This is a genomic window from Kytococcus sedentarius DSM 20547 (genome assembly GCF_000023925.1).
Classification (GTDB): Bacteria; Actinomycetota; Actinomycetes; order Actinomycetales; family Dermatophilaceae; genus Kytococcus; species Kytococcus sedentarius.
The window spans coordinates 183,771-207,391 of the sequence record NC_013169.1; the positions used below are offsets into that span (position 1 = coordinate 183,771).

The following is a 23,621-nucleotide window of genomic DNA, read 5'->3' on the forward strand; positions in this document are numbered from 1 at the left end:
GTGGCCGCGGACGCCGCCGGGCGGGGTGCCCTGTGAGCGGGCGACCGCGATCAGTGGCCCCAGCCTAGACGCCGCCCCCGACACCCGCGGGGTTAGCCTTCCCGCATGACCCCTCGGCCCCACGCGCTGCACGACGCGCTGCTCTCCCGCGTGGTCGGCTCGGCGGCCTTCGCCCGGTCCCGGTCCCGCAGCGCCCTGGTCTTTGGGGACCCCGCGGCGATGGAGCGGTTGTGCGCCCTCGCCCACGACCACCTGGCGGCCCTGCCCGGTGACCAGCCGCCGGGGGTCCCCGCGGACCGGCTGGCCGATGCGGTGCAGCAGAGCACCGCGTGGGTGCGGCACCACGCCCGGGAGGTGGCCCGGGGAGGGCTCACCCCCGAGCAGCAGGGAACGCTGCACCTGACCCGGATCCGCCTGCTGCTCGCCGCCCTGGACTTCTTCGTGTGCGACGACGATGTCGTGCCCGACCACCACCGCCACGGGTTGCTCGATGACGTGATCGCCCTGGAGTGGGCCCTGGCCGGCATGACCCGGGGCGCCGCCCGCGCCGGTTGAGCCTCCCCGTGCCGGTTGAGCCGCCCCGCGCCCCCTCAGGCGCCCGTGACCGCCGCGGTGACGGCCACCGCGCCCGGACCCAGGGCAGCGACGACGGCGGCCGTCGTCACCAGGGCTGCCTGTGCCCGATGGGGCCGCCGGGCCTCCTGCAGGGCAGTCACCCGCACCACCGTGGCCCGCAGGTGCCCGCCCGCCGTGAGCGCGACTCCTGCCGACGGGGAGGGGGCGCGGGTCGCCACGGACCCCGCGCCGCGCCCGCGGTCGTCCCCGTCGCATGGGTCGTCGTCCCGCGCCTGACCGGGTCCGCGCCCCCGCCCGAGCGCCCTGCCGGCCCCCAGGTGGGCGAGCGCCCGCCCCATCGTCACCGGCCCCACCTCCCGGGCCGCCGCGCGGTCGGCGAGGAGCTCCACCATCAGGCCCACCTCGGCCAGGGCGCGGGGGTGCCGCAGCGCGCGTGGGACGGCCGCGTCCATGACCGTGAAGAACTCGACCACCAGGTCGTGCCGGTGGCGCAGGTGGGCGCGCTCGTGCAGGTAGACCCCGTGCAGCTCCTCGACGGAGAGGTCCTCCAGCGCCGCCCGGGACATGACGATGCGGGCGCGCCTCCCCGGCAGGCACCACGCCACGGGGCTGGGGGAGTCGATCACCCGCAGGCGGTCGCCCTCGCGGTGGCGGGGGTCGAGCAGGTCCACCGCCTCCTGGTGGCGCCGGCGCAGGGTCCGCAGGTCGGTCCCCACCGTGTGCGCGGCGAGGAGCAGGCGGGCGATGAGGGCCACCGAGAGCGCCGCGGCGGCGGCCACCAGCCACGGGTGCACCGTGTCGTTGGCCGTGAAGAGTCCGCCGAACTCGTGGGCCGCGACCACCGGCAGCAGGACGATGGCGGAGAAGCCCCCCACGGCGCAGCCCTGCCACAGCAGCAGGCCCGCCGCGGGCGTGCGCCGGAGCCCGGGCAGCAGCGGCAGCAGGGCCGGGGTTCCGAGGGTCAACAGCACGGCGAGCACCGCGAGGACCAGGGTGGGGGACATCAGGTCAAGGGTAGGGCCACGCCATCAGGTGCGCGGTGGGTGAGGAAAGATCAGCGGGTGGGGCTCTCGAGGCGGTCCAACGCCTCGCGCAGGGCGGCCACGTCGTCGGCGCCGGCGTCGTCCACGAACGCGAGCACGGCGGCACGGCGGTCGGTGGGGCGCAGGTCGCCGAGGGTCTCCCGCATCAGCCGGGCGACGAAGTCCTCGCGGGAGGTCGCGGCCCGGTAGACGTAGGCCCGCCCCTGCTTGGTGCGCGTGAGAAACTCCTTGCGCGAGAGGCGGTCCATCACCGTCATCACCGTGGTGTAGGCGATGTCCCGGTCGGCGCCGAGGGTCTCGTGCACGTCGCGCACGGTGAAGCCGTCCGCCTGCGGCGCGGGGGTGTCCCACAGGTGGTTCATGATGGCCTGCTCGAGGTCACCCAGTCCGGATGCGGTGTTCGGCATGATCGTCTCCCACGGTGCTCAGCGGCCGGGATCGGCCACGACGCAGCATAGTACTGCCACCGATCGTTGACAGACGCGGGCCCGGGTGGTGACCCGCCGGACCCCCCAGGGCCGTGCATCGACCAGGCCCCTCAGCGCCGTGCGTCGACCAGGCTCTCGAGCCGCACCTCGGCGTCGCACCACTCGTGGCCCTCGGTGCGGTGGCTGACCAGCACCACCGACCGGCCCGCCGTGGCGGTCCCCAGGTGCTGCATGACCGCGCGTGCCGTGGGGCCGTCGAGGTGCGCGACCGGCTCGTCGAGCAGCACCACCGGGCGCTCGGAGAGCAGCGTCCGCGCCAGCCCGATGCGGGCCTGCTCGCCCCCGCTGACCGTCCGGTGGCCGGCCCCCAGCATCGTGTCGAGCCGGTCCGGGAGGGAGTCGAGGAAGTCGCCCAGCCCCGCATCGGCCAGCACGGCCTCCAGCTCGGCGTCGGTGGCCGTGGGGCGCGCGGTGCGCAGGTTCTCCCGGAGGGTGGAGGAGAACACGTGGGGGGAGTCGTCCTGGAAGGCGACCGTGCCCCGGGTGACGGCCAGCGGCAGGTCCAGCACGTCCACCCCGTCCAGGGTGTAGTCGCCGCCGGACGGGTCCAGGTGGCGGGCCAGCACGGCCAGGACGGTGGACTTGCCGGCGCCGCTCGGCCCGGTGAGCGCCACCCGGTCGCCGGGGGCCAGGTCCAGGTCGAGCCCCGCCACGGTGGGGGCGGCCTGCCCCGACCAGCGTGCGGTGAGGTCGGCCAGCTCCAGGTGCGGGTGGGCGCTGACCGGGGCGTCGGCCTCTGCCTGCGCGCTGTCCTCCGCCTGCGTCGGGCCGCCCGCCTGCGTCGGGCCGCCCGCCTGCGTCGGGCCGCCCGCCTGCGCGACGGCCGGTTCCTGACGCAGCAGGGCCTCCAGCCGCTCGGTGGCGGCGCGGGCGCGGGAGTGGGCGCTCACCGCATCGGGCACGCCCCCCAGCACGTCGGCCAGGGCGAGCGGGGTCAGCACCAGCAGCGCGACGAGCGGCCCGCCCCACCCGGCCGACGGCGCCAGCACCGCCGCCACCGCGACCACCACACCGGCCAACAGCCAGCTGGCGGCACGCACGGCGGCCTGCCCCGCGGCGCGGCGGCGCACCCAGCGGACCACGTCCCGGTCCGCCGCCACCACCGTCTGCAGCGCGGTGCCGCCGGCGTTGACGGCTCGCAGCTCGTCGCACCGGTCGGCAGCCGTGTGGGCCGCCTCCCACACGCGTCCGCGGGCGGCGAGCTCCTGCTGCTGCGCGCCGGCTGTGCGCCGCTCCACCAGCGCCGAACCCCCGACCACCAGCAGCGTCTGCAGCGCGACCAGGAGGCCGATGAGGGGCGACAGCACCGCCAGCAGCGCGGCGGCCACCAGCCCGGTCAGCAGGGCACCGACCAGGGGCACCCACCAGCGGACCGCGGCCATGACCACGTCGTCGAGGTCGGCCACCACTCCGGTGAGCACGCGGGCCCGGCCCCGCCGTCCCAGCCGCGCCGGGGTCAGCGGCACCAGGCGGCGGTAGGTCTCGGCGCGACGTCGGGCCAGCTGGTCCAACGCCACGTCGTGGCTGTCGAGCCGCTCGGCGTAGCGCAGCACCGGCCGCGCCAGGCCGAAGGTGCGCACGCCGACGATCGCGACCATGAGCATCAGCACCACCGGCTGCTCCCAGGCACGGACGATCAGCCACCCGGAGGTCGCGGTGAGCGCCACGCCCGCCAGCGAGGACAGCGCCCCCACCAGCGCGGCGCGCCAGAGCTTCGGGGTGGTGGTGACGACCGGCGTGCGCTCGCCGTCGCGCCCCGGAACCTGCTCCGGAGCGCGCTCCGGAACCGGCTCCGATGCGGTGCGCCCCCCGCCGTGCGCCGCGCCCTCCGGAGCGGTGGCCACGGGCAGGGTGGCTTCCAGCGCTGCGACCGGTTCGGGCCGGGTCTGCGCCGTCCCCGTGCCGGCACCCCGCACCGGCAGGGCGACGCGGCCCGCAGCAACCTCCACCTGCCACGCGGCGAGGTGCGCCAGCTCCCCGCGGTGCGTGGCCACGACCACCAGCCGCCGCGCGGACTCCTCGAGCAGCACCCGGTGCACGAGCTCGGCGGTGTCGGCGTCGAGGTGGGCGGTCGGCTCGTCGAGCAGCAGCACCGGGGCGTCGTCCAGCAGCGCCCGGGCCAGACCCAGCCGGGCGCGTTCGCCGGCCGAGAGGCCCTGGCCGTCGTCGCCCAGGTCGGTCTCCCACCCCCGGGGCAGCTGCTCGATGGTGGGCAGCAGCCCCACCCGCTCCACGACGCCGTGCAGCTCCGCGTCCGTGGCCCGCGCGGCGGCCGGGGTGATCCGCAGGGCAGCCTCCACGCCACCGCGCGGCAGGTACGGCCGCTGCGTCACCAGGTGCGAGTGCGGCGCCACCACCTGCCCGCGGGTCGGCTCCACCAGCCCGGCGAGCAGCCACAGCAGCGTCGACTTGCCCGCCCCTGACGGGCCCGTGACCGCGACCAGGCCCGCTGCGGGCAGCGACCACCCCTGGGCCAGCGCGATGGTGGGGCCGTCGGCGTGGGTGAGGCTCACCCCCTCGGCGCGGACCGGGGCGTCACCGGTGGCGCGAGCGGGAGCGTCCGCCGCGCCCTGCGCGTCCGGGTGACGGGGCCGGACCGGCTCCTCGAGCAGCGGCAGCACCGCATCGAGCGTCTCCACCCCGTCGGCCGCGGCGTGGAAGTCCGCCCCCACCCGCCGGACCGGCCAGTACGCCTCCGGGGCCAGCAGGATCGCGGCCAGTCCCACCATCAGGCCGATGTCGCCGTGCGCCAACCGCAGGCCCACGAACACCGCGACGATCGCCACCGAGATGGTCGAGAGAAGCTCCATGGCCGCGGTGGTGAGGAACGCGGTGCGCAGGGTGGTCACCGTCGCGCGGCGGTGTCGCTGGCCGACCTCCTCGATGGTGCGCACCTGCTTCTCGGCGCGGCCCAGGTTCACCAGGGTGGGCAGCCCCCGCATCACGTCCAGGAAGTGGCCGGCCAGGGCGTCCAGGGCCCTCCAGCGGCGCGCGGTCTCGTTCGCGGTCGACGACCCGATGAGGGCCGCGAACACCGGCAGCAGCGGCAGCGTCAGCAGCACCACCACCGCGCTGAACAGGTCCACCCAGGCCAGGGCCAGCCAGACCATCACCGGCACCGCGGCGGCGGCCACCAACGAGGGCAGGAAGTTCGCCACGTACGGCTCCACCTGGCCCACGCCGGCCGTCAGCTGCGTGCTGGAGCGCCCCCGCCCACCCGCCAGCCAGCGCGCAGCCAGAGCCTCACGCAGCTCGCCGGCCACCCGGGCGCCTGCTACGGCCGAGCGGTGGTGCACCCACCCTGCGAGCAGGCCGCGCACGGCCAGCAGCGCCGCCACCGCGAGGGCGGGCGCGAGCAACGAGGTGACGCTCCCCGCATCGGACCCGGTGGACAGGGAGGAGGGGACGACGAACGGGCCGAGCTGGCCCAGGGTGGGGTCGGGGTCGTCCGGGAGGCCTGCCGGTGGGGTGGGGCGACCGGTCAGGGTGGCGTAGACGCTCGCGGTGACGGCGGTGGCCAGCCACGCGACGGCCAGGGCCTGGAGGACGGCCACGACACCCTGCAGCACCACCGGGAACGCGACTGCTGCGACCTCCTTCCGGGTTCCGGGCAGGAGACGCAGCAGTCGCGGGTCGAACGGCTTCACGATCCGGTGGTCAGCCCTTCTCGGCCAGCTCGCGCGTGGCCTCGGTGCCGATGGGGGCAGGCTCCGGGATGTCGTCGGTGCTGATCCGCTTGCGGAACACCCAGTAGGTCCAGGCCTGGTAGGCCAGCACCACCGGGGTCAGCAGTACGGCCACCCAGGTCATGATCGTGAGCGTGTACTGCGAGGACGAGGCGTTCTCGTGCGTCAGCGACCAGGCCGCGTTGGTGGAGGAGGGCATGACGTCGGGGAACAGGGCGACGAACAGTGCGGTCACCACCAGGGCGATGGCCACGAAGCTGCACCAAAAGGCGCCCTTCTCGTTGCTCTTGGCGGCCAGCGCCAGGCCGGCCACGAAGACCAGCGCGCCGGCCACGGCGAGGACCCAGCTCAACGTGTCGCCGGTCAGGCTCATGACCCAGACCATCCAGGCCAGCGTCAGCACGGCGGCCACGAGGCCCACCTTGAGGGCGATCCCGCGGGCCTGGTGGCGCACCTCGCCGACCGTCTTCAGGGCGACGAACAGCGCGCCGTGGGTGAGGAAGACCGTGAGCGTGGCCAGGCCGCCCAGCAGCGCCAGCGGGTTCAGCAGCGTCCACAGGGTGCCGGTGTACTCCATGTCGGCGTCGATGGGGACGCCCACCACGATGTTGGTGAACGCCACACCCCACAGCAGGGCCGGGATGAACGAGCCCACCACGAGGGCCTTGTCCCAGCGGGCGCGCCAGGTGTCGTCGTCCTGCTTGTGGCGGTACTCGATGGCCATGCCGCGCAGGATCAGGCCCACCAGGATGATCAGCAGCGGCAGGTAGAAGCCGCTGAACAGGGTGGCGTACCAGTGCGGGAAGGCCGCGAAGGTGGCACCACCGGCGGTGAGCAGCCACACCTCGTTGCCGTCCCAGTGCGGGCCGATGGTGTTGAGCACCTGCCGGCGCTTGCGCTCCGCGACGGCCGGGTCCGCATCGCGGCCCAGCACGGGCACGAGCATGCCCACGCCGTAGTCGAAGCCCTCGAGGACGAAGTAGCCGATCCACAGGACGGCGATCAGGACGAACCAGATGATGGAGAGTTCCATGGCGATTCCGTGTCTTCCGTGAGTCTCGTGGGCGTGCTCAGTAGGCGAACACGTGCGGCTCGTCGTCGGCCGTGAGGCGCTGGGCCTTCTCGGCGTCCACGTGCTCGGCACCGGCGGAGGCGTACTTCACCATCAGCCTGACCTCGACCAGGGCGAGGGCGCCGTAGAGCAGGGTGAAGACCAGCATCGAGATGAGCACCTCGGTGGCGCCGACGCCGGGGGAGACGCCGTCCTCGGTGTTCATCAGACCGAAGACGACCCAGGGCTGGCGGCCCATCTCGGTGAAGATCCAGCCGAGGCTGTTGGCCAGGAGTGGTCCGAACAGGGCCAGCAGGGTGGCGGGGAACCACCACTTGCTGTTCAGCTGGGTGCGGTCACCGCGGGTGGCCCACAGCAGGGCGGCCGCGGCGGCGGCGCCGATCATGCCCATGCCGATCATCCAGCGGAAGGACCAGTAGGTCACCGGGATGTTCGGGGTGTAGTCGCTGACCTCGAGGCGGGCCTCGCCGGAGTTGCCGTACTGCTCGGCGTAGATCTCCTTGAGCTCGTTGATGCCCTTGACCTCGCCGTTGAAGTCACCGGTGGCCAGATAGCTCAGCACGCAGGGGACGGTGATGGCGAACTTCTCGTGCTCGCCGTCGGGGGTGCCGATGGTGAGGATGGAGAAGTCGGCGCAGTGCTCGTCGCTCTCGTACAGGCCCTCGGCGGCAGCCATCTTCATGGGCTGCACCTCGGTCATGATCTTGCCCTGGATGTCGCCGGTCACCGCGGTGCCGAGGCCGCCGATGAGCAGCATCCACGCGCCCAGGCGCAGGGCCTTGCGGTACATGCCGGCGTCCTTGGGGAACTTCTTGCGCCACAGGTGCCAGCCGGCGACGGCCACGACCAGGCCGGCGCCCGTCATCGTGGCCGCGGCCATGACGTGCGGGAAGGTCACCAGCTGCACCTTGTTGGTGAGCACGGCCCAGAAGTCCACCAGCTCCGCGCGCCCGGTTTCAGGGTTGTTCTCGTAACCCACCGGGTTCTGCATGAACGAGTTGGCGGCCAGGATGAAGTAGGCGCTCAGCGCGGTGCCGATGTGCACCAGCCAGATGGCGGCGTTGTGCAGCACCTCGGGGATGCGGCCCCAGCCGAACAGCCACAGGCCCAGGAAGGTGGACTCCAGGAAGAAGGCCAGCAGGGCCTCGATGGCCAGCGGGGCGCCGAAGATGTCACCGACGAAGCGCGAGTAGTCCGACCAGTTCATGCCGAACTGGAACTCCTGGACGATGCCGGTGACCAGCCCCAGGGCGAAGTTGATGGTGAAGAGCTTGCCGTAGAACTTGCTCAGCCGCAGCCACTCCGGGTTGCGGGTACGGATCCAGATCGTCTGCATCAGTGCGACCACGAAGCTCAGCCCGATCGTGATCGGGACGAAGAAGAAGTGGTAGACGGTCGTGATGCCGAACTGCCAACGGGCGAGTTCGAGTGCGTCCATGCCTGCTCCCAGCGGCGAGAACCCATGGGCCTGCGCGGTCCGTGCTGGCCGCGTGGCGCCCCTGACGGGGCAATACTACGACGGTTCGTAGTTGCTCTGCGGGTCAGGCAAGCCTCACCCCATCGGAGGTCCTCGGCCGGCGGCGCTCCGGGGTGGGTGGCGTCCGGTTCGGGGGTGGCCGGCGTCCGGCTCGGGCCTCAGCCGCGCTGGTCGACGATGCGGCGCGTCGCCCGCGCCCTCGTCCCGCACTCAGCGTGGTGGCAGCGCCTTGCTCCGCCCGGTGAAGACCGCGACGACCGGCCAGGTCTCGAGGTCCGTCGGAACCGGGCCACCACCGCGCAGGGGAGTGGGCGCCGCATTGTCGGCCGTGCCCTGCCCGTCGCCCGCGCCCTGCCCGTCAGCCGCGCCCTGTCCCGTGGCCGCCGACCCCGCGGGGCGCTCGCCTGCCCGCGGAGCGCGCCGGACCACCACGTCGGTCATGCCGTTGCGGCCCCACCGGAACCGTTCCGTGCCCACCCCCACCAGCACGTCCCCGAGCTGGGTGGCGGCCAGGAAGTCGATGTCGCAGTGTGCCGCCACCGTGGTCACACCGGAGCTGTTGCAGGTCAGGGCGAAGACGCTGTCGCAGAAGGTGAACACCATGCCGCCGTGGGTGGTGCCGTGGCCGTTCACCATCGTGTCCGTGATGGTCATGCTGGCCACCGACTGTCCGAGTCCGTCCACGCGGTCCAGGTCGAGCACCTCGATGCCCATGTGTCGCGAGGCCCCGTCGACCTCCCACATGCCCCGCACGTGGCCCAGGTCCGTGCCGTCGCTCGCCGTGCTCCGCAGTCCGTCGTGCCAGGTCATGCGCGCTCTCTCTCCTCGTCGGTGTGGTGTCCCCCGGTCTCGCGATCCCCGGCCCCGCGTCCCGCGGCCGCCGGGCCCCCCGTCTCGCGATCCCCGGCCCCGCGCTCTGAGGCGTCGACCATCGCCACGAGCGCCTCACTCGGCCGGTACCGCCCGGTCGGGTACGCCGCGTCCATGACCCGCAGGTCGGCCAGCACCTTCTCGGCGCCGAGCTCCTCGAGCCACTCGAACGGCCCCTTGGGATAGTTCGTGCCCAGCTTCATCGCGGTGTCCACGTCCCGGCGCGACGCCTCCCCGCGGTGCACCAGGTCGACCGCCTCATTCACCAGCATCGCGATGGTGCGGGCCACCACGTTCGTCTCGACCGGCCCCCGGGCCAGCGCCCGTGCCGCGAAGGGGTCGCCCTCGGCATCGGTCGGCTTCCCCTGGTCGTCGTAGGTGTAGACGCCGCGGCCCGTCTTGCGGCCCAGGGCGCCGGCCTGCACGAGGTCGTCCTGGAAACCGGTTGGCTCGTAGCGCGGGTCCTGGTCGGTCTGCTGCCACACGCTGTGGCCGACGGCGTAGTTCACGTCCTGCCCAATGAGGTCGGTCAACCGGAACGGCCCCATCGCGAAGCCGCCGTACTCGGTCAGTGCGAGGTCGAGGTCCGCCGGGGACGCGCTGCCCCGCTGCGCCATCCGCTGCGCCTCGCCGTAGAACGGCCGGGCCACCCGGTTCACGATGAAGCCCGGCGTGGACGTGCAGCGCACCGGCGTCTTGCCCCAGGAGCGCATCAGCTCGGTCGCGGCGTCCAGCACCTGGAGGGAGGACTGCTCACCCCGGATGACCTCCACCAGCTTCATGAGCGGCGGCGGGTTGAAGAAGTGCAGGCCGATGACGCGCCCCGGCTCGGCCACCCCCTCGGCGATGGCGGCGATGTCCAGGCTCGAGGTGTTGCTCGCCAGGATCGTGTCGGCTCCCTGGTGCTCCGCGAGCGTGGAGAAGACCTCCTGCTTCACGTCGAGGCGCTCGACGGCGGCCTCGATCACCAGGCCCATCGCCGGCAGGGCTGCCAGGTCCCCGTTGGCGGCCGGCCCCACGACCAGTCGCCCGATGGCAGCCTCGGCGTCGGCCTCGGAGATCTTGCCCTTCCCGGCGAGCTTGCGCAGCGTCGCGCCGAGCTTCTCGACGGCCTGCGCCGCAGCACCGTCCCGCACGTCCACCAGGTGCACCTCGTGTCCCGCCTGGGCGGCCACCTGGGCGATGCCGGCCCCCATCGACCCGGCACCGATCACCGCGACGGCGTACCGCGGGGCGTCCTGGGAACCTGACGGGTCGGTGTGGGCCTGGGGGGTGCCGGTCTGTTCGGTCGAACTCATGGGGCCAGTCAAGCAGCCCGCCGCCCACCCGGCCGTCCGGCCCACCCGGCCGTCCGGTCCCAGTCACCGGGCTTCCCTACCAACCGGCCAGCGGCGCGGAGCGGAGGGGCGCCAGCCCCCGGGCCTCCTGCCAACCGGCACCTCGCGGCTCAGCGTGTGTTGCCCTCGGCCGGGATCCCGCCGGCCTGCTTCAGCATCGAGGCGACGTGCATGAGGTTCCACGCCATGATCCGCGTGTTGCGCTGCGTGAAGTCGTTCTCCGGCCCGCCGGAGCCCTCATCCAAGTAGGACGGGCCGGGGCCCGCCTCGCCGATCCACCCCGCATCGGCCTGCGGGGGAATCGTGTACCCGACGTGACCCAGGGAGTAGAGGACGTTCATGGCCACGTGCTTGATGCCGTCCTCGTTGCCGGTGACGATCACCCCGCCGACCTTCCCGTAGAAGACCGACTGCTACTCGTCGTTCAAGCATCCGGACAGCGAGTAGAGCCGCTCCACCACTCGCGTCGCTACGCTGGACTTGTCGCCCAGCCAGATCGGCGTTCCGAGCACGAGGATGTCCGCTGCCAGCACCCGCTCGGTCAGCGCGGGCCAGTCGTCCGAGGCCAGACCCTCCTCGCGCATGTCCGGCTGCACACCCGGCGCGATGTCGTGGTCCACCGCTCGCACCAGGTCGACCGAGACGCCTTGGTCCCGCATGTGCTGCATCGCGACGTCCATCAGGCCCTGCGTGTGCGAGGTCTGGTCGCCGGGCTTCAGGGTGCAGTTGATGAACAGGGCGCTGAGGTCCGAGAACCGTCCGGCGCCGGGGGTCTGCGCAGTGGGGGCCATGCGTCCAGTCTGGCGCCTCGCTCCCGAAGGCGCAGGTGGGCGCTGCGCTCCGGGAGGAGCCGGCCGGCCCGACGTCGCGTGCCCGGGGCCGCGCGGGCCGGCCAGGCCCTCCGCGACGCCGGTTGGGCGCGGTGAGCCGGATCACTAGTCTGGCCCCATGACTGAGACGACCGCGCCCACCCAGGCCACCACGACCACCCCGGCGATCGTCCCCGAGGGGGCCACGGCCCTGGTCGAGAAGCACCGCGACGCCCTGACCGCCGCCACCGCTGCCCTCGAGGCCCGTTCGTTCCACAGCCGCTACAACGAGTCGCCCTCCCCGAAGGTGCACGGCGAGGACGCTGCCCCCAACGGGTTGAAGGCGCACGAGGCCCACCTCGGCCAGAAGTTCTCCGCCCTGGAGTCCCAGCCGTCCACAGGCCAGTGGGTGGGCAGCGAGAAGTCCCCCTACGGCCCCGAGCTCGGTGCCTCCTACCCGCAGCTCGACGTGGACGCCGCGATGGCGGCCGCGACCACCGCCCAGAAGGCGTGGCGCAACGCCGGGCCCGAGGCCCGCGCCGCCGTCTGCGTGGAGATCATCGACCGCATCAACGCCCGCGGCTTCGAGATGGCCCAGGCCGTCATGCACACCTCCGGCCAGCCGTTCGTGATGGCCTTCCAGGCGGGCGGCCCGCACGCGCAGGACCGCGCGCTGGAGGCCGTGACCGTCGCGCTCGCCGAGCAGCGGAAGGTCCCGGAGTCCGTCATCTGGGAGAAGCCGGCCAAGGGCGAGCCCATCCGTATGCAGAAGGACTACCGCGTCATCGGCCGCGGCGTCGGCCTGGTGATCGGCTGCAACACCTTCCCCACCTGGAACGCCTACCCGGGCATCTTCGCCTCGCTGGCCACCGGCAACCCCGTGGTCGTCAAGCCGCACCCGCAGGCCGTGCTCCCATTGGCCATCACCGTCGAGGTCGCCCGTGAGGTGCTCGCCGAGGCCGGTTTCGATGCGGCGCTCGTCCAGCTGGCGCCGGAGGAGACCGGTGGCACGCTGGCCAAGGACCTGGCCCTGCACCCGGCCGTGAAGATCATCGACTACACCGGCGGCCCGGGATTCGGCCACTGGCTGGAGACCGAGGCCGCTGCCGCCGGCAAGCTCGTCTACACGGAGAAGGCCGGCCTGAACACGGTGATCGTCGACTCGGTGGAAACCATGCGTGCCGCCACCGGCAACCTCGCGTTCTCCTTCTCCCTCTACTCCGGCCAGATGTGCACGGCGCCGCAGAACGTGTACGTCAAGGCCTCCGGCATCAGCACCGACGAGGGTGAGCTGACCGCCGAGGAATTCGCCGAGAAGCTCGGCCAGACCATCACCGCCTTCAACAAGGACGACGCCAAGGCCGTCGAGATCCTCGGTGCGACGGTGAACGACGACGTCCGCGGCCGCGCCAACGACTTCACCGGCCTCGCGAGCCGCCTCGGCGGCACGCCGGTCCTGGAGCCGCGCGAGGTGGAGCACCCGGCCTTCCCGGAGGCCGTGGTCCGCACGCCCGGCATCATCCTGCTGGAGTCCGACCAGCGCGACGCGTACAGCCAGGAGTGCTTCGGCCCGGTGGTCTTCGTCATCAAGACCGACTCCACCGAGCAGTCCCTGCGGATCGCCACCGACACCATCCAGGAGCACGGCGCCATGACCATGGCCGTGTACTCCACCGACGAGGAGGTGCTGGCCGACGCCCGCGAGGCCGCCGCCGATGCCGGCGTCGCGCTCAGCGAGAACCTGCAGGGCCAGGTCTTCGTCAACCAGACCGCGGCGTTCAGCGACTTCCACGGCACGGGCGCGAACCCGGCCGCGAACGCCGCCTACGCGGACGCGGCCTTCATCAGCAACCGCTTCCGCGTGGTGACCACCCGCCGCCACGTCTGAGCTGCGGCGGTGACCCCGCGCCGCGCTGGGTGAGCCGGCGCGGCGCCGAGCACCGGAGGGCGTCCCACACGGGGCGTCCTCCGCGTGTGTGCCGGCCCCGTCCGAGCAGGCGGCTGTTCGGGCGTGCGTCCTCGCCGTGCTCGTGGCGGGTCCCGTCCCCAGGGTCATCGGGTCACCGCCTCCCCGGGGTCTCCGGGGCGTCGCCGCCTGAAGGTGACGGTGGCCGCGCCCCGTTCATCGCGGGTGGTGGTGTAGGTGTAGCGGGGGTCCTCCGTGCGGTGGTGGTGTGGACCGCACAGGGGGATTCCGTTGGCGTGGTCGGTTCTGCCTCCACCGCGATGGAGGAGTTCCCCGTCGGGTCCGCGGCGGGGGTGAAAGGGGCGGTCGTGGTGGATCTCGCACCAGGCGAAGGGCCGATCGCAGTCCCGTTCGGCGCAGGAGGTGTACTTCGTGGCCAGGGCTGCTCGTTGGGTGTCGGTGAAGAACCGCCGTTGCCTGCCGAGGTCCAGGGGTTGGGACGCGCCGTCCATCACGAGGGGGATGATCCCGGCGTTCGCGGCCAGGTGACGGGTCTGCTCTGCGGAGACGGCGTCCCCGGTGTCGGTGACGCCGGCCCGGTCGGTCTCCCCGCGGAGGGTCTCCAGGTCGGTGGTGACCAGCAGGATGGCGTTGACCTTGGAGCCGAGCTTGTCGGTGGGGAGGTGGTTGATGAGCTCGGCCAGCGCCTTGCCGCGCTCGTGGGCCCAGTCGATCTGGGTGTCCTTCCACGAGGCGCCCTCGAGGCCGGTCCCCTCGGCCCGTGCGCGCTTCTTGTGGGCGAGCCGGCGGGGTGAGGTCAGGGCGTGGAGGGCCTTCTCCAGCATGCGTCCCTGGAGGACCGGGAGGGTGAACTGGCCGTACATGGTGCCGTCGCCGCGGTCGGTGATCCAGAAGTTCGCGGCCTCCCAGGCGGCGTTCTCCTCGTTGCGCACGAGCTCGTTGTGGTGGGCATCGACCTGCTCCTGGGGCAGGTCGAGTTCGCCCAGGGCGCGCTGGGCGGCCTTGCGCAGCCGGGTCAGGCTCATGCGTTGCGCCTTGGCCACCAGGCCGGTCTCCACGGCCAGGCGCTGCTCGGTGGACAGGTGGTCGGGAAGGTCGTCCAGGGCGCGGGTGATGATCAGCGCCTGATCACGGTTGATCAGCCCGTCGTCCCAGGCCTGTGCGGTGGGGGACTGGGCCGACCCCGCGCCCGCGCCGTCACCGAGCTGGGGCGCCGCCCCCGCATCGTCACCGAGCCCGGACCCCGCACCACCATCCGCGCCACCCGGCAGCCCGGCAGCGGGCGGGCGCGGCTGGTTGCCGAGGGCCCGGGCCAGGGTGTTGTCGTGGTGTGTCCGGCGGGTGTCGGTACGGGTGCGTCCGGAGGTGTACTGGGCATCGTCGTCGTGGTGGGCGTGGCCCGCCTCCCGGGTACGGCGCACGACGTCCAGAGCGCGCACCCGCACCCGGTCGTGCCGGTTGACCAGGCGCTGCACGTCCTGGACGAACCGTTCCAGGGTGGCCGCGTCCAGGGCCTCGGGGTGGGCGCCGAGCTGGGCCACCGCATCGATCAGCCGGTCGGCCGCGCTGTTGGCCTGCTCCAGCGCGACCCGGACCACGGCGTGCGGGTCGCCCACCACACCCCCGGCCCCGCGGAGCCCGTCACCCGCACCACTCGTGGTGGGCGCACCCCGAGTGCCGATCCCGTCGACCAGGTCCATGGACGCACCCCCTCAGCGCCTCGGCGGCCGAACCTCCTGTCCGACCAACTACCCCCACTCTAGTACACACTACCGACACAATGCAAGCCCGAAATAGAACATGTGGACGAGTGCTCACGGGCCCCCGGGACCCCACCCCGTGCTGTGGACAACCCACCCCCCTCGGTGCCACCCGCGAGGCCGACGACCCCGCCCCTACGAGGCCGCCTTCGCAGGCATCGACGCCGACCCGTACCACCTCCTCCCCCGTGGGCATGAAGCGCCCGCTGCCCTGATGCGGTGAGCGTCGCCCGCGAGGTTGTCGCCGCCCGCCCCTACGCTGGCTCCGTGACCGAGAACCACACCGCCGACCGCCACGACACCATCCGCGCCCGCGGCGCCCGGGTGAACAACCTCAAGAACATCGACGTCGACATCCCCAAGCGCCGCTTCACGGTGGTCACGGGCCTGTCCGGCTCCGGCAAGTCCTCTCTGGTCTTCGGCACGCTCGCCGCCGAGTCCCGCCGCCTCATCGACGAGACCTACCCGTCCTTCGTCCAGCAGTTCATGCCCGCCAACCCGCGCCCGGACGTCGACTCGCTGGAGAACCTCTCGGCCGCCGTGATCGTCGACCAGGAGCGCATCGGCGCCAACTCGCGCTCCACGGTCGGTACCGCCACCGATGCGGCCGCGCTCCTGCGTATCGTGTGGAGCCACCTGTCCGAGCCCCACGTCGGCGGCTCCCAGGCCTTCAGCTTCAACGTCGCCTCCGCCTCGGGCTCCGGCATCCTCACGGTCGACAAGAAGAACGCCAAGGGTGAGACGAAGAAGGGCGAGAAGGCCACCTTCGAGGTCATCGGTGGCATGTGCCCGGCGTGCGAGGGCATCGGCACCGTCGCCAGCCTGGACGAGGACCTCATCGTCGACCGCTCCCTCTCCCTCGATGAGGGGGCGCTCCTGGTGCCCGGCTACCCCGTCGACTCCTGGGGATGGCGGATCTTCGCCGAGAGCGGCAAGCTCGACCCGGCGAAGAAGGTCGCCGACTACTCCGATGACGAGTGGGCCTGGTTGATGTACCAGGACGCCACCAAGGTGAAGATCGGTGACATCAACATGACCTACGAGGGCATGGTCACCCGCATCCGCCGCACCTGGTTCGGCGACCGCGAGCCCAAGCAGGCGCACATCAAGGCCTACAAGGACGCCATCGCCACCACCGCCCCCTGCCCGGAGTGCCACGGCACGCGCCTCAACGAGGCCGCGCGCACCGCCACCGTGCACGGCATCACCCTGCCTGAGGCCACGGCGATGCAGGTGGACGAGCTGGCGCAGTGGGTCAAGGAGCTCGACGAGCCCAGCCTCGCTCCGGCCCTGGCCAAGCTGACCGGGATGCTCGAGGCGATGGTCGAGATCGGCTTGGGCTACCTCTCGCTGGACCGCACCTCGTCGACCCTCTCCGGCGGCGAGGCGCAGCGCATCAAGATGGTGCGCCACCTGGGGTCCAGCCTGACCGACATCAGCTACGTCTTCGACGAGCCCACGGCCGGCCTGCACCCGCACGACATCGAGCAGATGGTGGGGCTCCTGCGTTCCCTGCGCGATGCGGGGAACACCGTCCTGGTCGTGGAGCACAAGCCTGCGGTGATCACGGCAGCGGACCACGTCATCGACATCGGCCCCGGCTCGGGCACCACCGGTGGTGAGGTGGTCTACGCCGGCCCCCTCGACGGCCTGGCCGGCACCGACTCCGTGACCGCCGAGCACCTGGACCACCGCCCCACCCTGCGCGATGAGGTGCGCACCCCCAGTGGGCACCTGGAGATCCGCGGGGCGTCCACGAACAACCTCAAGGGCGTCGATGTGGACGTGCCCACCGGGGTGCTCGTGGCCGTGACCGGGGTGGCGGGCTCGGGCAAGAGCTCGCTGATCCACGGCAGTCTTGGAAAGCGGGGCGACGTGCTGGTGATCGACCAGTCACCCATCAAGGGTTCGCGGCGCTCCAACCCGGCGACCTACACGGGTCTGCTCGACCCGATCCGGAGCGAGTTCGCCAAGGCCAACGGCGTGAAGCCGGCCCTGTTCAGCCCGAATTCCGAGGGCGCCTGCCCCGAGTGCAAGGGGGCTGGCGTGATCTACCCCGAGATCGCGCTGCAGAACGCGGCACCCACGCCGTGTGAGGTGTGCGGCGGGCGGCGCTTCCGGGACGACGTGCTGGAGTACGCGTTCCGGGGCATGAGCATCGCCGACGTGTTCGACCTGTCGGTGGCCGAGGCGGTGGAGGTCTTCACCACGGGCAAGGCCAAGACGCTCCTGCGGCGCCTGCTGGACGTGGGGCTGGGCTACATCCGGCTCGGCCAGCCGCTGCCGACCCTGTCCGGTGGTGAGCGTCAGCGCCTGAAGCTGGCGGCGCAGCTCAAGGAGTCGGACATCTTCGTGCTCGACGAGCCGAGCTCTGGTCTGCACATGGCCGACACCGCGAAGCTGGTGGACATGCTGCAGGGCTTGGTGAAGGGCGGGGCCACCGTCATCGCCATCGAGCACAATCTGGACGTTGTGAGCCAGGCCGACCACGTCATCGACGTGGGGCCGGGTGCCGGCCACGAGGGCGGCGAGGTGGTCTTCACCGGCACCCCCGCCGAGCTCACTGCCGCGGACACGGCCACGGGCCGCGCGTTGAAGGCGGCCACGTCGTCCTGATGGGGTGAGCGTGGCCAACGAGGCCCGGCCGCCCCGGGTGGGGGACCACAAGGCCTCGAGGGGCGCTGGGGCCGTTGCTCAGCGGGGGATGTCCTCGTCGTGGGGCTGCACGAGGTAGCGGTCGCCGTCCTCGCTGACGTCCCACACGGTCACCGTCGCGACCGGGCCGTCGGCGTCGCTGACCTGTACCTGGTGGTTGCGGGCCATCTGCTCCCCGGTCAGCTCGCGGACCGTGAGATCCGAGGCCGCGTCAGCGCCCCCGGCCTGCTCGCGCACGGCGTTCAACCAGTCGCTGGTCTTGGACTCGAACCCCTCGCCGGAGTACTCACAGACCGACTCCACCGTGGCCTCGGGCCCCGTCTCGGTCAGCAGCGCGGAGACCACCTCCGTGGGGGTCTCCCTCCCGGCCTGGCAGTCGTCCTGCGAGCACCCTGCCAGGACCGCTGTCGTCACGACCCCCAGCGCCAACAGATCTCTCACACCGGTCTTGCGGCTCATGCGCACCATCCTTCATGTCGATCCTCGGGGTGGAGCGCCCATCGCGATGTTTGCTCCACCTAATGTTGCTGGGGGGGTGAGGGTCGCCGTGAGGCGCAGGAGTGTCGTATGAGTGAGCCCCAGTCAGTGGAGCATAGAGCCACGCGAGGGGGGGCAAGTGGGGTGGCGGATGTCCTGGGAGTGCATTACCACCTCACCCAGCCAGGCTCCGAGAACACCCGTGGGGGCGACGGTGGCGTCGATCACCTGCCGGAAGCGGTCCAGCGTCTCGGTCGGGGACCCATCGAGGTGCTCACGCAGTCGGTGTTCGTTGTGGACGTCCGGGCGGAAGCGCGCGGCGGCGACGCCGCGCCACCACGCCCAGCGCCCGGCCTTTCACCTCGTCGTACCCGCCGGCGCCGTGGGCGAAGAGCATGCGGATGGCTCAGCCCTGCTCCATCTGCTCACGCATCTCCTCCGAGCCCTCGAACAGCCCGAACGCCGCACCCGCCGGGGTGGTCAGGTGCGCCGAGCGGCCGAAGCCGAGGTCCATCACCTCACCCACCTGCCCGGCACCGAGTTCCCGCGCCCTCGCCAGCACCGGGTCCAGCTGCGGCACCAGCGTGTACTGCACCCACAGCGCCTCCTCGCCGGCCTCCAGCGGGCCGATGCCGAAGATGCCGTCCTGACCCAGCTGCGGCATCGATTCCGTTGCCCGCCAAGAGGGCACGCCGAGCGGCATCACGCCGGCAGGGTGGTGGTCGGGCACGCCGCGATGCTAGCCGTCACACTCCATCGGACGACGGGGTTCAGGGACGACTCACGACCTCGAAGGTCTCCCCGATGACGCGGCGCCCGTCGAACACCGGCTCCTCATCCAGGGTCGCCAGGACGCGCGGGTCGCTCGTGGCCGCGGCTGTCCCCCGATCCCGTGCCGCCCTGGAGGGCCACTGTGTCACCGTCACGACGACCGCCTCTCCGGGGCCTGCCCCGACCACACCCGCAAGGCCGGGGGAGGCCGATGCGGGGGAGGCCCCCGTGGCATGGAAGTCCTCCTGCCTCGCGGGCGGCCCGGAGTGCCAGTAGTGGGTCACCTGCGTGGCTCCGTGGTCGCGGTAGACCTCGGCCATCCGCTTCTCGAAGGCCAGGTAGGCCTCGCGCTGGTTCACGGCCACCGGGACCATGGTCACGTCCGCACATGCAGCGCCCTGAGGGCCGCCCCGTCCACTGCGGATGTCGCTCGTCATCAGTCCTCCAACCGGCCGGCCAGTTGATCGACCCCCGCGCCGGTGAGCCCGTCCAGGTGCGAGCGTCGCCCAGCCATCACCATCACCAGGGACAGGGTCGGGCCCTCGACCAACGGTCCCGTGCCGCTGTGGAAAGGGCTGTCCGTTGCATGGAGTTGCAGCCCCTTGGTGCGGCTGCGACTCGGGACGGCGAAGTCGCGAGCGGCGAAGAAGGCGGCCACGGCAGCAACGGCATCGGCGTCACTCGTGTCTTCCAGGCCGAGTGGTCTGCGGATGTCCTCGGCGTGCACCACCACCTCTCCCAGCCATGCCGCGATGTCGCCGGTTGGCGCGACCGTGGCGTCCACGACGGCTCGGAAGCGTCCCAAGGTGTCCTCCGTCGACCCGCCCAGGTGTTCCTGCAGGCGCCGGTCGTTGTGGACGTCCGGCCGGAAGCGGGCGGCAGCGATGCTCCGGAGCCAGGACCAGCGCCCGGTTGACGCGGCCGCCGTGAGGTGTGCCGTCACGTGGCGCACGTCCCAGTCGTCGCACAGGGTGGGATGACCCCACTGTGCGGGCTGCAGTCGCTCCAGGTCGCTCACGAGCGCGCCGCGTGCCGCGTGCACCATCGGCCACGTCGCCTGCGGGGCCTCACGTCGTGTCGTCACCGCGTCATCTCCCTCATCAGGTCGCCCTCCAGCCCCGCGAACTGGTGCCCTCCGATGGGGTGCACGCGCGCTGCCGCGCCGGGCACCGACTCTGCGAGGGCCGCGAAATGGGCCACGGGAACCACCTCGTCGTCCCGACAGTGGTGCAGCGACAACCGGACGCCCTGCGGTGGCCCGGAGGGGGCGTACTCGGCCACGTCCCACCCGCTGACACCCCAGTCGGGCGCGGCGAGCACGAGCCCGCGCCGCACCTCAGGCGCCGCCTCGGCCAGCACACCCAGAAGGATCGATCCGCCAAAGGAGTGGCCCACCACCAGATCGTCCGCGCCCAGGGATCCCACGGCCGGGCGCACCACCGATGCCCACGCCTCGAAGGACATGTCCTCGTCTGGGCACTCGGGCATCTGCAGTTCAGCCCCGACTGCGCCAGTCAGCCGCTCGGCCAGCTCCCGGTCCTCCTGGAACCCACCGGCTCCGTGCAGGAACAGCATCTGCATGGCTCAGGTCCCTCCGGTGCGCGGCGTCGCTTCACCGGAGGCGTTCTCGACCCCGCGGGGCCACCGGTTCCACAGGTGGTGCACCACCCCGTCCGATGAACCGACCGCCTCGATGCTGAAGCGCCGTTGCAGTCCTCCCAGCCCGTCCCACAGCGGGGTGCCCTCGCCGAGTACGACGGGCACGGTCACCGTGTGCATGACGTCCACCAGGTCGTCCGCCAGGAACGACCTCACGGAGGTGGGTCCGCCGCCAATGCGGACATCGAGACCCCCTGCAGCACCCTTGGCCTGGTCCAGTACCTCGGCCGGAGGTCCGCTGACGAAGTGGAACACCGTCCCGTTCGCGAACTCCATCGACTCCCGAGGGTGGTGGGTCATCACGAACACCGGCGTGCTGAACGGGGGCTCCTCGCCCCACCACCCACGCCAGCCCTCGTCGGTCCACGGCCCAGTCTCCGGCGTGAACTTGCCACGGCCCATGATCTCGGCGCCGATGCCTTGGCTCCAGAGGGTCGTCATCGCGCGCTCAAGGGTCAGCGGCGCGTCCACGTCACTCATCCCGTGGATGAAGCGGCCATCGAATCCGGCCATCAGCTCCAGCGCGTCGCCGAACGGCTTCTCCCGGGTGATGAAGGTGCCCGCGGCGTACCCGTCGAGCGAGACGTGCAGGTTGTGGATGCGAGTGCGTTGCGTCATGCCCCCTCCTGCGGCATGTCGAGGGGAAAGACGGACATGGGTGAGCCGGTCTCGACCCATGTCTTCAGGTTGGACAGGATGGCCGGTCACACCCTGGCCACGGCATCGCGCAGGTGCTCGGAAGGCAGCACGGTGTGGGTGAGAGTGAGCCTGGTGATGCCCTGGTGCTCGGCGAGGTCGAAGGCAACCCGTGAGTCACCCGCGTTCGGGAAGGTGAACGCCAATCGATGGGGTGCCGAGGCCTCCCGGACGGTCCCGGTGCCGTCCACCGTGCCGCTACCGTCTACCCGGACGTGCTGCCAGTCTGATCCGACGTGCCAGTCCGACACCGACGAGTGCCGCCACCAGATGGCCGTCTCCTCCGCATCGGTCAGGGCGGTCCACAGCCGCTGGGCGGGGGCGTCCACGTACACCGTGTAACCACAGGACCAGGTGCTCACGATCAGCCCTCCCGCACGCCGCCGGCGTTCAGCACGCCGGTCTCCACACCCTCGGGGTCGGTCAGCGGCATCCACCGCAGGTCGTCGAAGCCGGCGACGTCACCGGACGAGGCCGGGTCGAGCCCCATCTCGGTCAGGCGTCGACCCTCGCCCGCGAGATCGCGGGCCCCGAAGGCGAAGCTGGTCTCCCCAGCGCGGTCCGGGTCGTGGATGACCTGGAAGAACACCTCTTGGCCCAGGTGCCACTCGCGGCAGCTCAGCATCGGCTCGGCGTCCCACGTGCGCCCGAGGAACCGGGCGTACCACTGGGCCATCTCGTCGTGGTCGGCCACGTAGCGCGTGACGAAGACCGTGGTCACCTCCATCGGCTGCGTCACTGGCCGGCCTCCATCTGGGTCTGCATCTCCTCGGATCCCTCGAACAGCCCGAACGCCGCACCCGCCGGGGTGGTCAGGTGCGCCGAGCGGCCGAAGCCGAGGTCCATCACCTCACCCACCTGCCCGGCACCGAGTTCCCGCGCCCTCGCCAGCACCGGGTCCAGCTGCGGCACCAGCGTGTACTGCACCCACAGCGCCTCCTCGCCGGCCTCCAGCGGGCCGATGCCGAAGATCCCGTCCTGACCCAGCTGCGCCACCGAGTAGGGCGCCATCTGGTGGTCGAAGCTGAACCCGAACAGCTCGCCGTAGAACGCCTCGGCGGCCGCCACGTCCGGGGTCAGCAGGTCCTGCCAGCAGGGGAAGCCCAGCTCGTCCACGGCGCCGTAGCCCAGCATCCCGTGGCTCTCGTAGAAGGCCACCAGAGCCCCGGCGGGGTCCACGATCGCCGAGAAACGTCCATGGTCCGGCACCGTGGTGGGCGCAATCTCCTCGGTCGCCCCCAGCTCCAGGGCCTTCGCGTGCGTGACGTCGGCATCGTCGGTGGCCAAGAAGACCGCGGCCACGTCGACCCCGCACGGCAGTGCCGGGCCGATGCCGAATACATGGCGCCCGTCGATCTGGGCCGTGGTGTATCCGCCCATCTCCGGGCCACCAGCGGGGATGTCCATGGCGATCAGTCCGGGCTCGACCTCCCGGGAGAAGAGCTGCCGGAAGAACTCGGCCGTCCCCTCCGGGTCGGTGGTCCAGAAGTCCCGCCAGATGGGCGTTCCGGGTCGCTGGGTGCTGGTCCGTGCGGTCATCAGTTCTCTCCCTGCTCGTCGGTCGTCTGAAAGATCCCGAAGGCCGCTCCGCCGGGCGTCCGCAGGTCGATCCACGCACCGAAGGGCGCGCTGTCACGGTGCGTCTCGGTGGCGCCCAGCGCGACGGCCGTGGAGAGCGTCGCGTCGAGGTCCTCCACCATCACGTACTGCATCCAGTGCGAGGAGGACGCCTCTGGCCCGATGCCGAAGAGCGCGTCCTCGCCGAACCCACCGATCGGGTACCCGGGCATGTCGTCCCCGAACTCGATGCCGAACAGCTCGCCGTAGAAGCGGCGTGCTGCATCCGCATCGGTGGAGTAGAGCGTCTGCCAGCAGGGGAAGCCGACCTCGTCCACCGCGGCGTAGCCGGTCTGCTCACCCGCCTGCCAGAACGAGACGAGCGCCCCGGTGGGGTCGACCACGGTGGAGAAGCGCCCGGTGGGGCCGGCGTCCATCGGCGCGATCGCCTCTGTGGCGCCCAGCTCGAGCGCCCGCGCGTGGGTCGCGTCCACGTCGTCGCTCGCCAGGAAGAGCGCAGCGATGTCGGTGGGCGCCTCCTCGGCGGTGGCCGGCCCGATGCCGCACACCGCGCCCTGCGGCAGCTCGGCGACGGAGTACCCGGGCTCGGGACCGTTCTCACGGATGGTGCAGCCGAGCACCTCGGTGAGGAAACGCGCCGTGCCCTCCGGGTCGGTGGTCCAGAAGTCGCGCCACACGGGTGTCCCGGGGTGTTGGGTGGTGGTGCGTGCGGTCATGGTGCAGGTCCCTTCAGAGGAATG

Annotated in this window: 21 protein-coding genes and 1 pseudogene; 3 read left to right on the forward strand and 19 right to left on the reverse strand. The window is 72.0% G+C overall.

Annotated elements, in window-relative coordinates; genetic code table 11:
* The first annotated feature begins 105 nt into the window (after positions 1-105).
* Positions 106-555 carry a hypothetical protein gene (locus KSED_RS00885; protein ID WP_012801691.1) on the forward strand — a complete coding sequence of 150 codons (450 nt, stop codon included), beginning with the start codon at positions 106-108 and terminating at the stop codon, positions 553-555.
* A 35-nt stretch (positions 556-590) separates the two neighbouring features.
* On the opposite strand, the gene KSED_RS00890 is transcribed toward KSED_RS00885, so the two are convergent.
* From KSED_RS00890 to KSED_RS00925, 8 genes and pseudogenes are all read right to left on the reverse strand, one after another.
* Positions 591-1,580 carry a M56 family metallopeptidase gene (locus tag KSED_RS00890; protein ID WP_012801692.1) on the reverse strand — a complete coding sequence of 330 codons (990 nt, stop codon included), beginning with the start codon at positions 1,578-1,580 and terminating at the stop codon, positions 591-593.
* 50 nt (positions 1,581-1,630) lie between these two features.
* The gene (locus KSED_RS00895) at positions 1,631-2,026 is read right to left on the reverse strand and encodes a BlaI/MecI/CopY family transcriptional regulator (protein ID WP_012801693.1); all 396 of its coding nucleotides are present in this window, start codon (positions 2,024-2,026) and stop codon (positions 1,631-1,633) included.
* Positions 2,027-2,157: 131 nt separating this feature from the next.
* The gene (gene cydC / locus KSED_RS00900) at positions 2,158-5,754 is read right to left on the reverse strand and encodes a thiol reductant ABC exporter subunit CydC (RefSeq protein ID WP_012801694.1); all 3,597 of its coding nucleotides are present in this window, start codon (positions 5,752-5,754) and stop codon (positions 2,158-2,160) included.
* Positions 5,755-5,764: 10 nt separating this feature from the next.
* Positions 5,765-6,826 carry a cytochrome d ubiquinol oxidase subunit II gene (cydB, locus tag KSED_RS00905; RefSeq protein WP_012801695.1) on the reverse strand — a complete coding sequence of 354 codons (1,062 nt, stop codon included), beginning with the start codon at positions 6,824-6,826 and terminating at the stop codon, positions 5,765-5,767.
* Positions 6,827-6,863: 37 nt separating this feature from the next.
* A complete protein-coding gene (locus KSED_RS00910) occupies positions 6,864-8,303 on the reverse strand; it encodes a cytochrome ubiquinol oxidase subunit I (protein ID WP_012801696.1) in 1,440 nt (479 codons plus the stop codon).
* Positions 8,304-8,552: 249 nt separating this feature from the next.
* Complete coding sequence (locus KSED_RS00915; RefSeq protein ID WP_012801697.1) at positions 8,553-9,152, reverse strand: hotdog fold thioesterase; 600 nt, start codon at positions 9,150-9,152, stop codon at positions 8,553-8,555.
* Complete coding sequence (locus KSED_RS00920) at positions 9,149-10,510, reverse strand: 3-hydroxyacyl-CoA dehydrogenase NAD-binding domain-containing protein (RefSeq protein ID WP_012801698.1); 1,362 nt, start codon at positions 10,508-10,510, stop codon at positions 9,149-9,151. The genes KSED_RS00915 and KSED_RS00920 overlap by 4 nt, the downstream gene beginning before the upstream one ends.
* A 149-nt stretch (positions 10,511-10,659) precedes the next feature.
* Positions 10,660-11,340 (reverse strand): annotated as a pseudogene (locus KSED_RS00925) (flavodoxin family protein).
* A gap of 157 nt (positions 11,341-11,497) precedes the next feature.
* Here KSED_RS00925 and paaN point away from each other — a divergent pair.
* Entirely contained in the window at positions 11,498-13,246 is a 1,749-nt protein-coding gene (gene paaN / locus KSED_RS00930) for a phenylacetic acid degradation protein PaaN (protein ID WP_012801699.1), read from the forward strand.
* Positions 13,247-13,410: 164 nt separating this feature from the next.
* Here the strand turns inward: paaN and KSED_RS00935 are convergent, their stop codons facing one another.
* Positions 13,411-14,985, reverse strand: a complete 1,575-nt coding sequence (locus KSED_RS00935) for a DUF222 domain-containing protein (RefSeq protein ID WP_012801700.1) — start codon at positions 14,983-14,985, stop codon at positions 13,411-13,413.
* 327 nt (positions 14,986-15,312) lie between these two features.
* Here KSED_RS00935 and KSED_RS00940 point away from each other — a divergent pair, with 327 nt between their 5' ends.
* Positions 15,313-17,661 carry an excinuclease ABC subunit UvrA gene (locus tag KSED_RS00940; protein WP_041291037.1) on the forward strand — a complete coding sequence of 783 codons (2,349 nt, stop codon included), beginning with the start codon at positions 15,313-15,315 and terminating at the stop codon, positions 17,659-17,661.
* Between the two features lie 78 nt (positions 17,662-17,739).
* Here the strand turns inward: KSED_RS00940 and KSED_RS00945 are convergent, their stop codons facing one another.
* The 10 genes from KSED_RS00945 to KSED_RS00990 form a co-directional block, all read right to left on the reverse strand.
* The gene (locus tag KSED_RS00945; protein ID WP_012801702.1) at positions 17,740-18,159 is read right to left on the reverse strand and encodes a hypothetical protein; all 420 of its coding nucleotides are present in this window, start codon (positions 18,157-18,159) and stop codon (positions 17,740-17,742) included.
* 424 nt (positions 18,160-18,583) lie between these two features.
* Positions 18,584-18,907, reverse strand: coding sequence for a VOC family protein (locus KSED_RS00950; RefSeq protein ID WP_143827317.1), 324 nt, complete (start codon positions 18,905-18,907; stop codon positions 18,584-18,586).
* 40 nt (positions 18,908-18,947) lie between these two features.
* Entirely contained in the window at positions 18,948-19,385 is a 438-nt protein-coding gene (locus KSED_RS13270) for a DUF1428 domain-containing protein (protein WP_012801704.1), read from the reverse strand.
* Entirely contained in the window at positions 19,385-20,032 is a 648-nt protein-coding gene (locus KSED_RS00960) for a maleylpyruvate isomerase family mycothiol-dependent enzyme (RefSeq protein WP_012801705.1), read from the reverse strand. Before KSED_RS00960 ends, KSED_RS13270 begins: the two co-directional genes overlap by 1 nt.
* A complete protein-coding gene (locus KSED_RS00965) occupies positions 20,029-20,529 on the reverse strand; it encodes an alpha/beta fold hydrolase (RefSeq protein ID WP_012801706.1) in 501 nt (166 codons plus the stop codon). Before KSED_RS00965 ends, KSED_RS00960 begins: the two co-directional genes overlap by 4 nt.
* A 3-nt stretch (positions 20,530-20,532) precedes the next feature.
* On the reverse strand, positions 20,533-21,225 hold the full coding sequence (locus KSED_RS00970) for a dihydrofolate reductase family protein (RefSeq protein ID WP_012801707.1): 693 nt from the start codon (positions 21,223-21,225) through the stop codon (positions 20,533-20,535).
* A gap of 86 nt (positions 21,226-21,311) precedes the next feature.
* The gene (locus tag KSED_RS00975; protein WP_049758262.1) at positions 21,312-21,665 is read right to left on the reverse strand and encodes an SRPBCC domain-containing protein; all 354 of its coding nucleotides are present in this window, start codon (positions 21,663-21,665) and stop codon (positions 21,312-21,314) included.
* Positions 21,666-21,667: 2 nt separating this feature from the next.
* The gene (locus tag KSED_RS00980) at positions 21,668-22,042 is read right to left on the reverse strand and encodes a VOC family protein (protein WP_012801709.1); all 375 of its coding nucleotides are present in this window, start codon (positions 22,040-22,042) and stop codon (positions 21,668-21,670) included.
* Positions 22,039-22,842, reverse strand: a complete 804-nt coding sequence (locus tag KSED_RS13275; protein ID WP_012801710.1) for a VOC family protein — start codon at positions 22,840-22,842, stop codon at positions 22,039-22,041. Before KSED_RS13275 ends, KSED_RS00980 begins: the two co-directional genes overlap by 4 nt.
* Entirely contained in the window at positions 22,842-23,597 is a 756-nt protein-coding gene (locus KSED_RS00990) for a VOC family protein (protein WP_012801711.1), read from the reverse strand. The genes KSED_RS13275 and KSED_RS00990 overlap by 1 nt, the downstream gene beginning before the upstream one ends.
* Positions 23,598-23,621 lie beyond the last annotated feature (24 nt).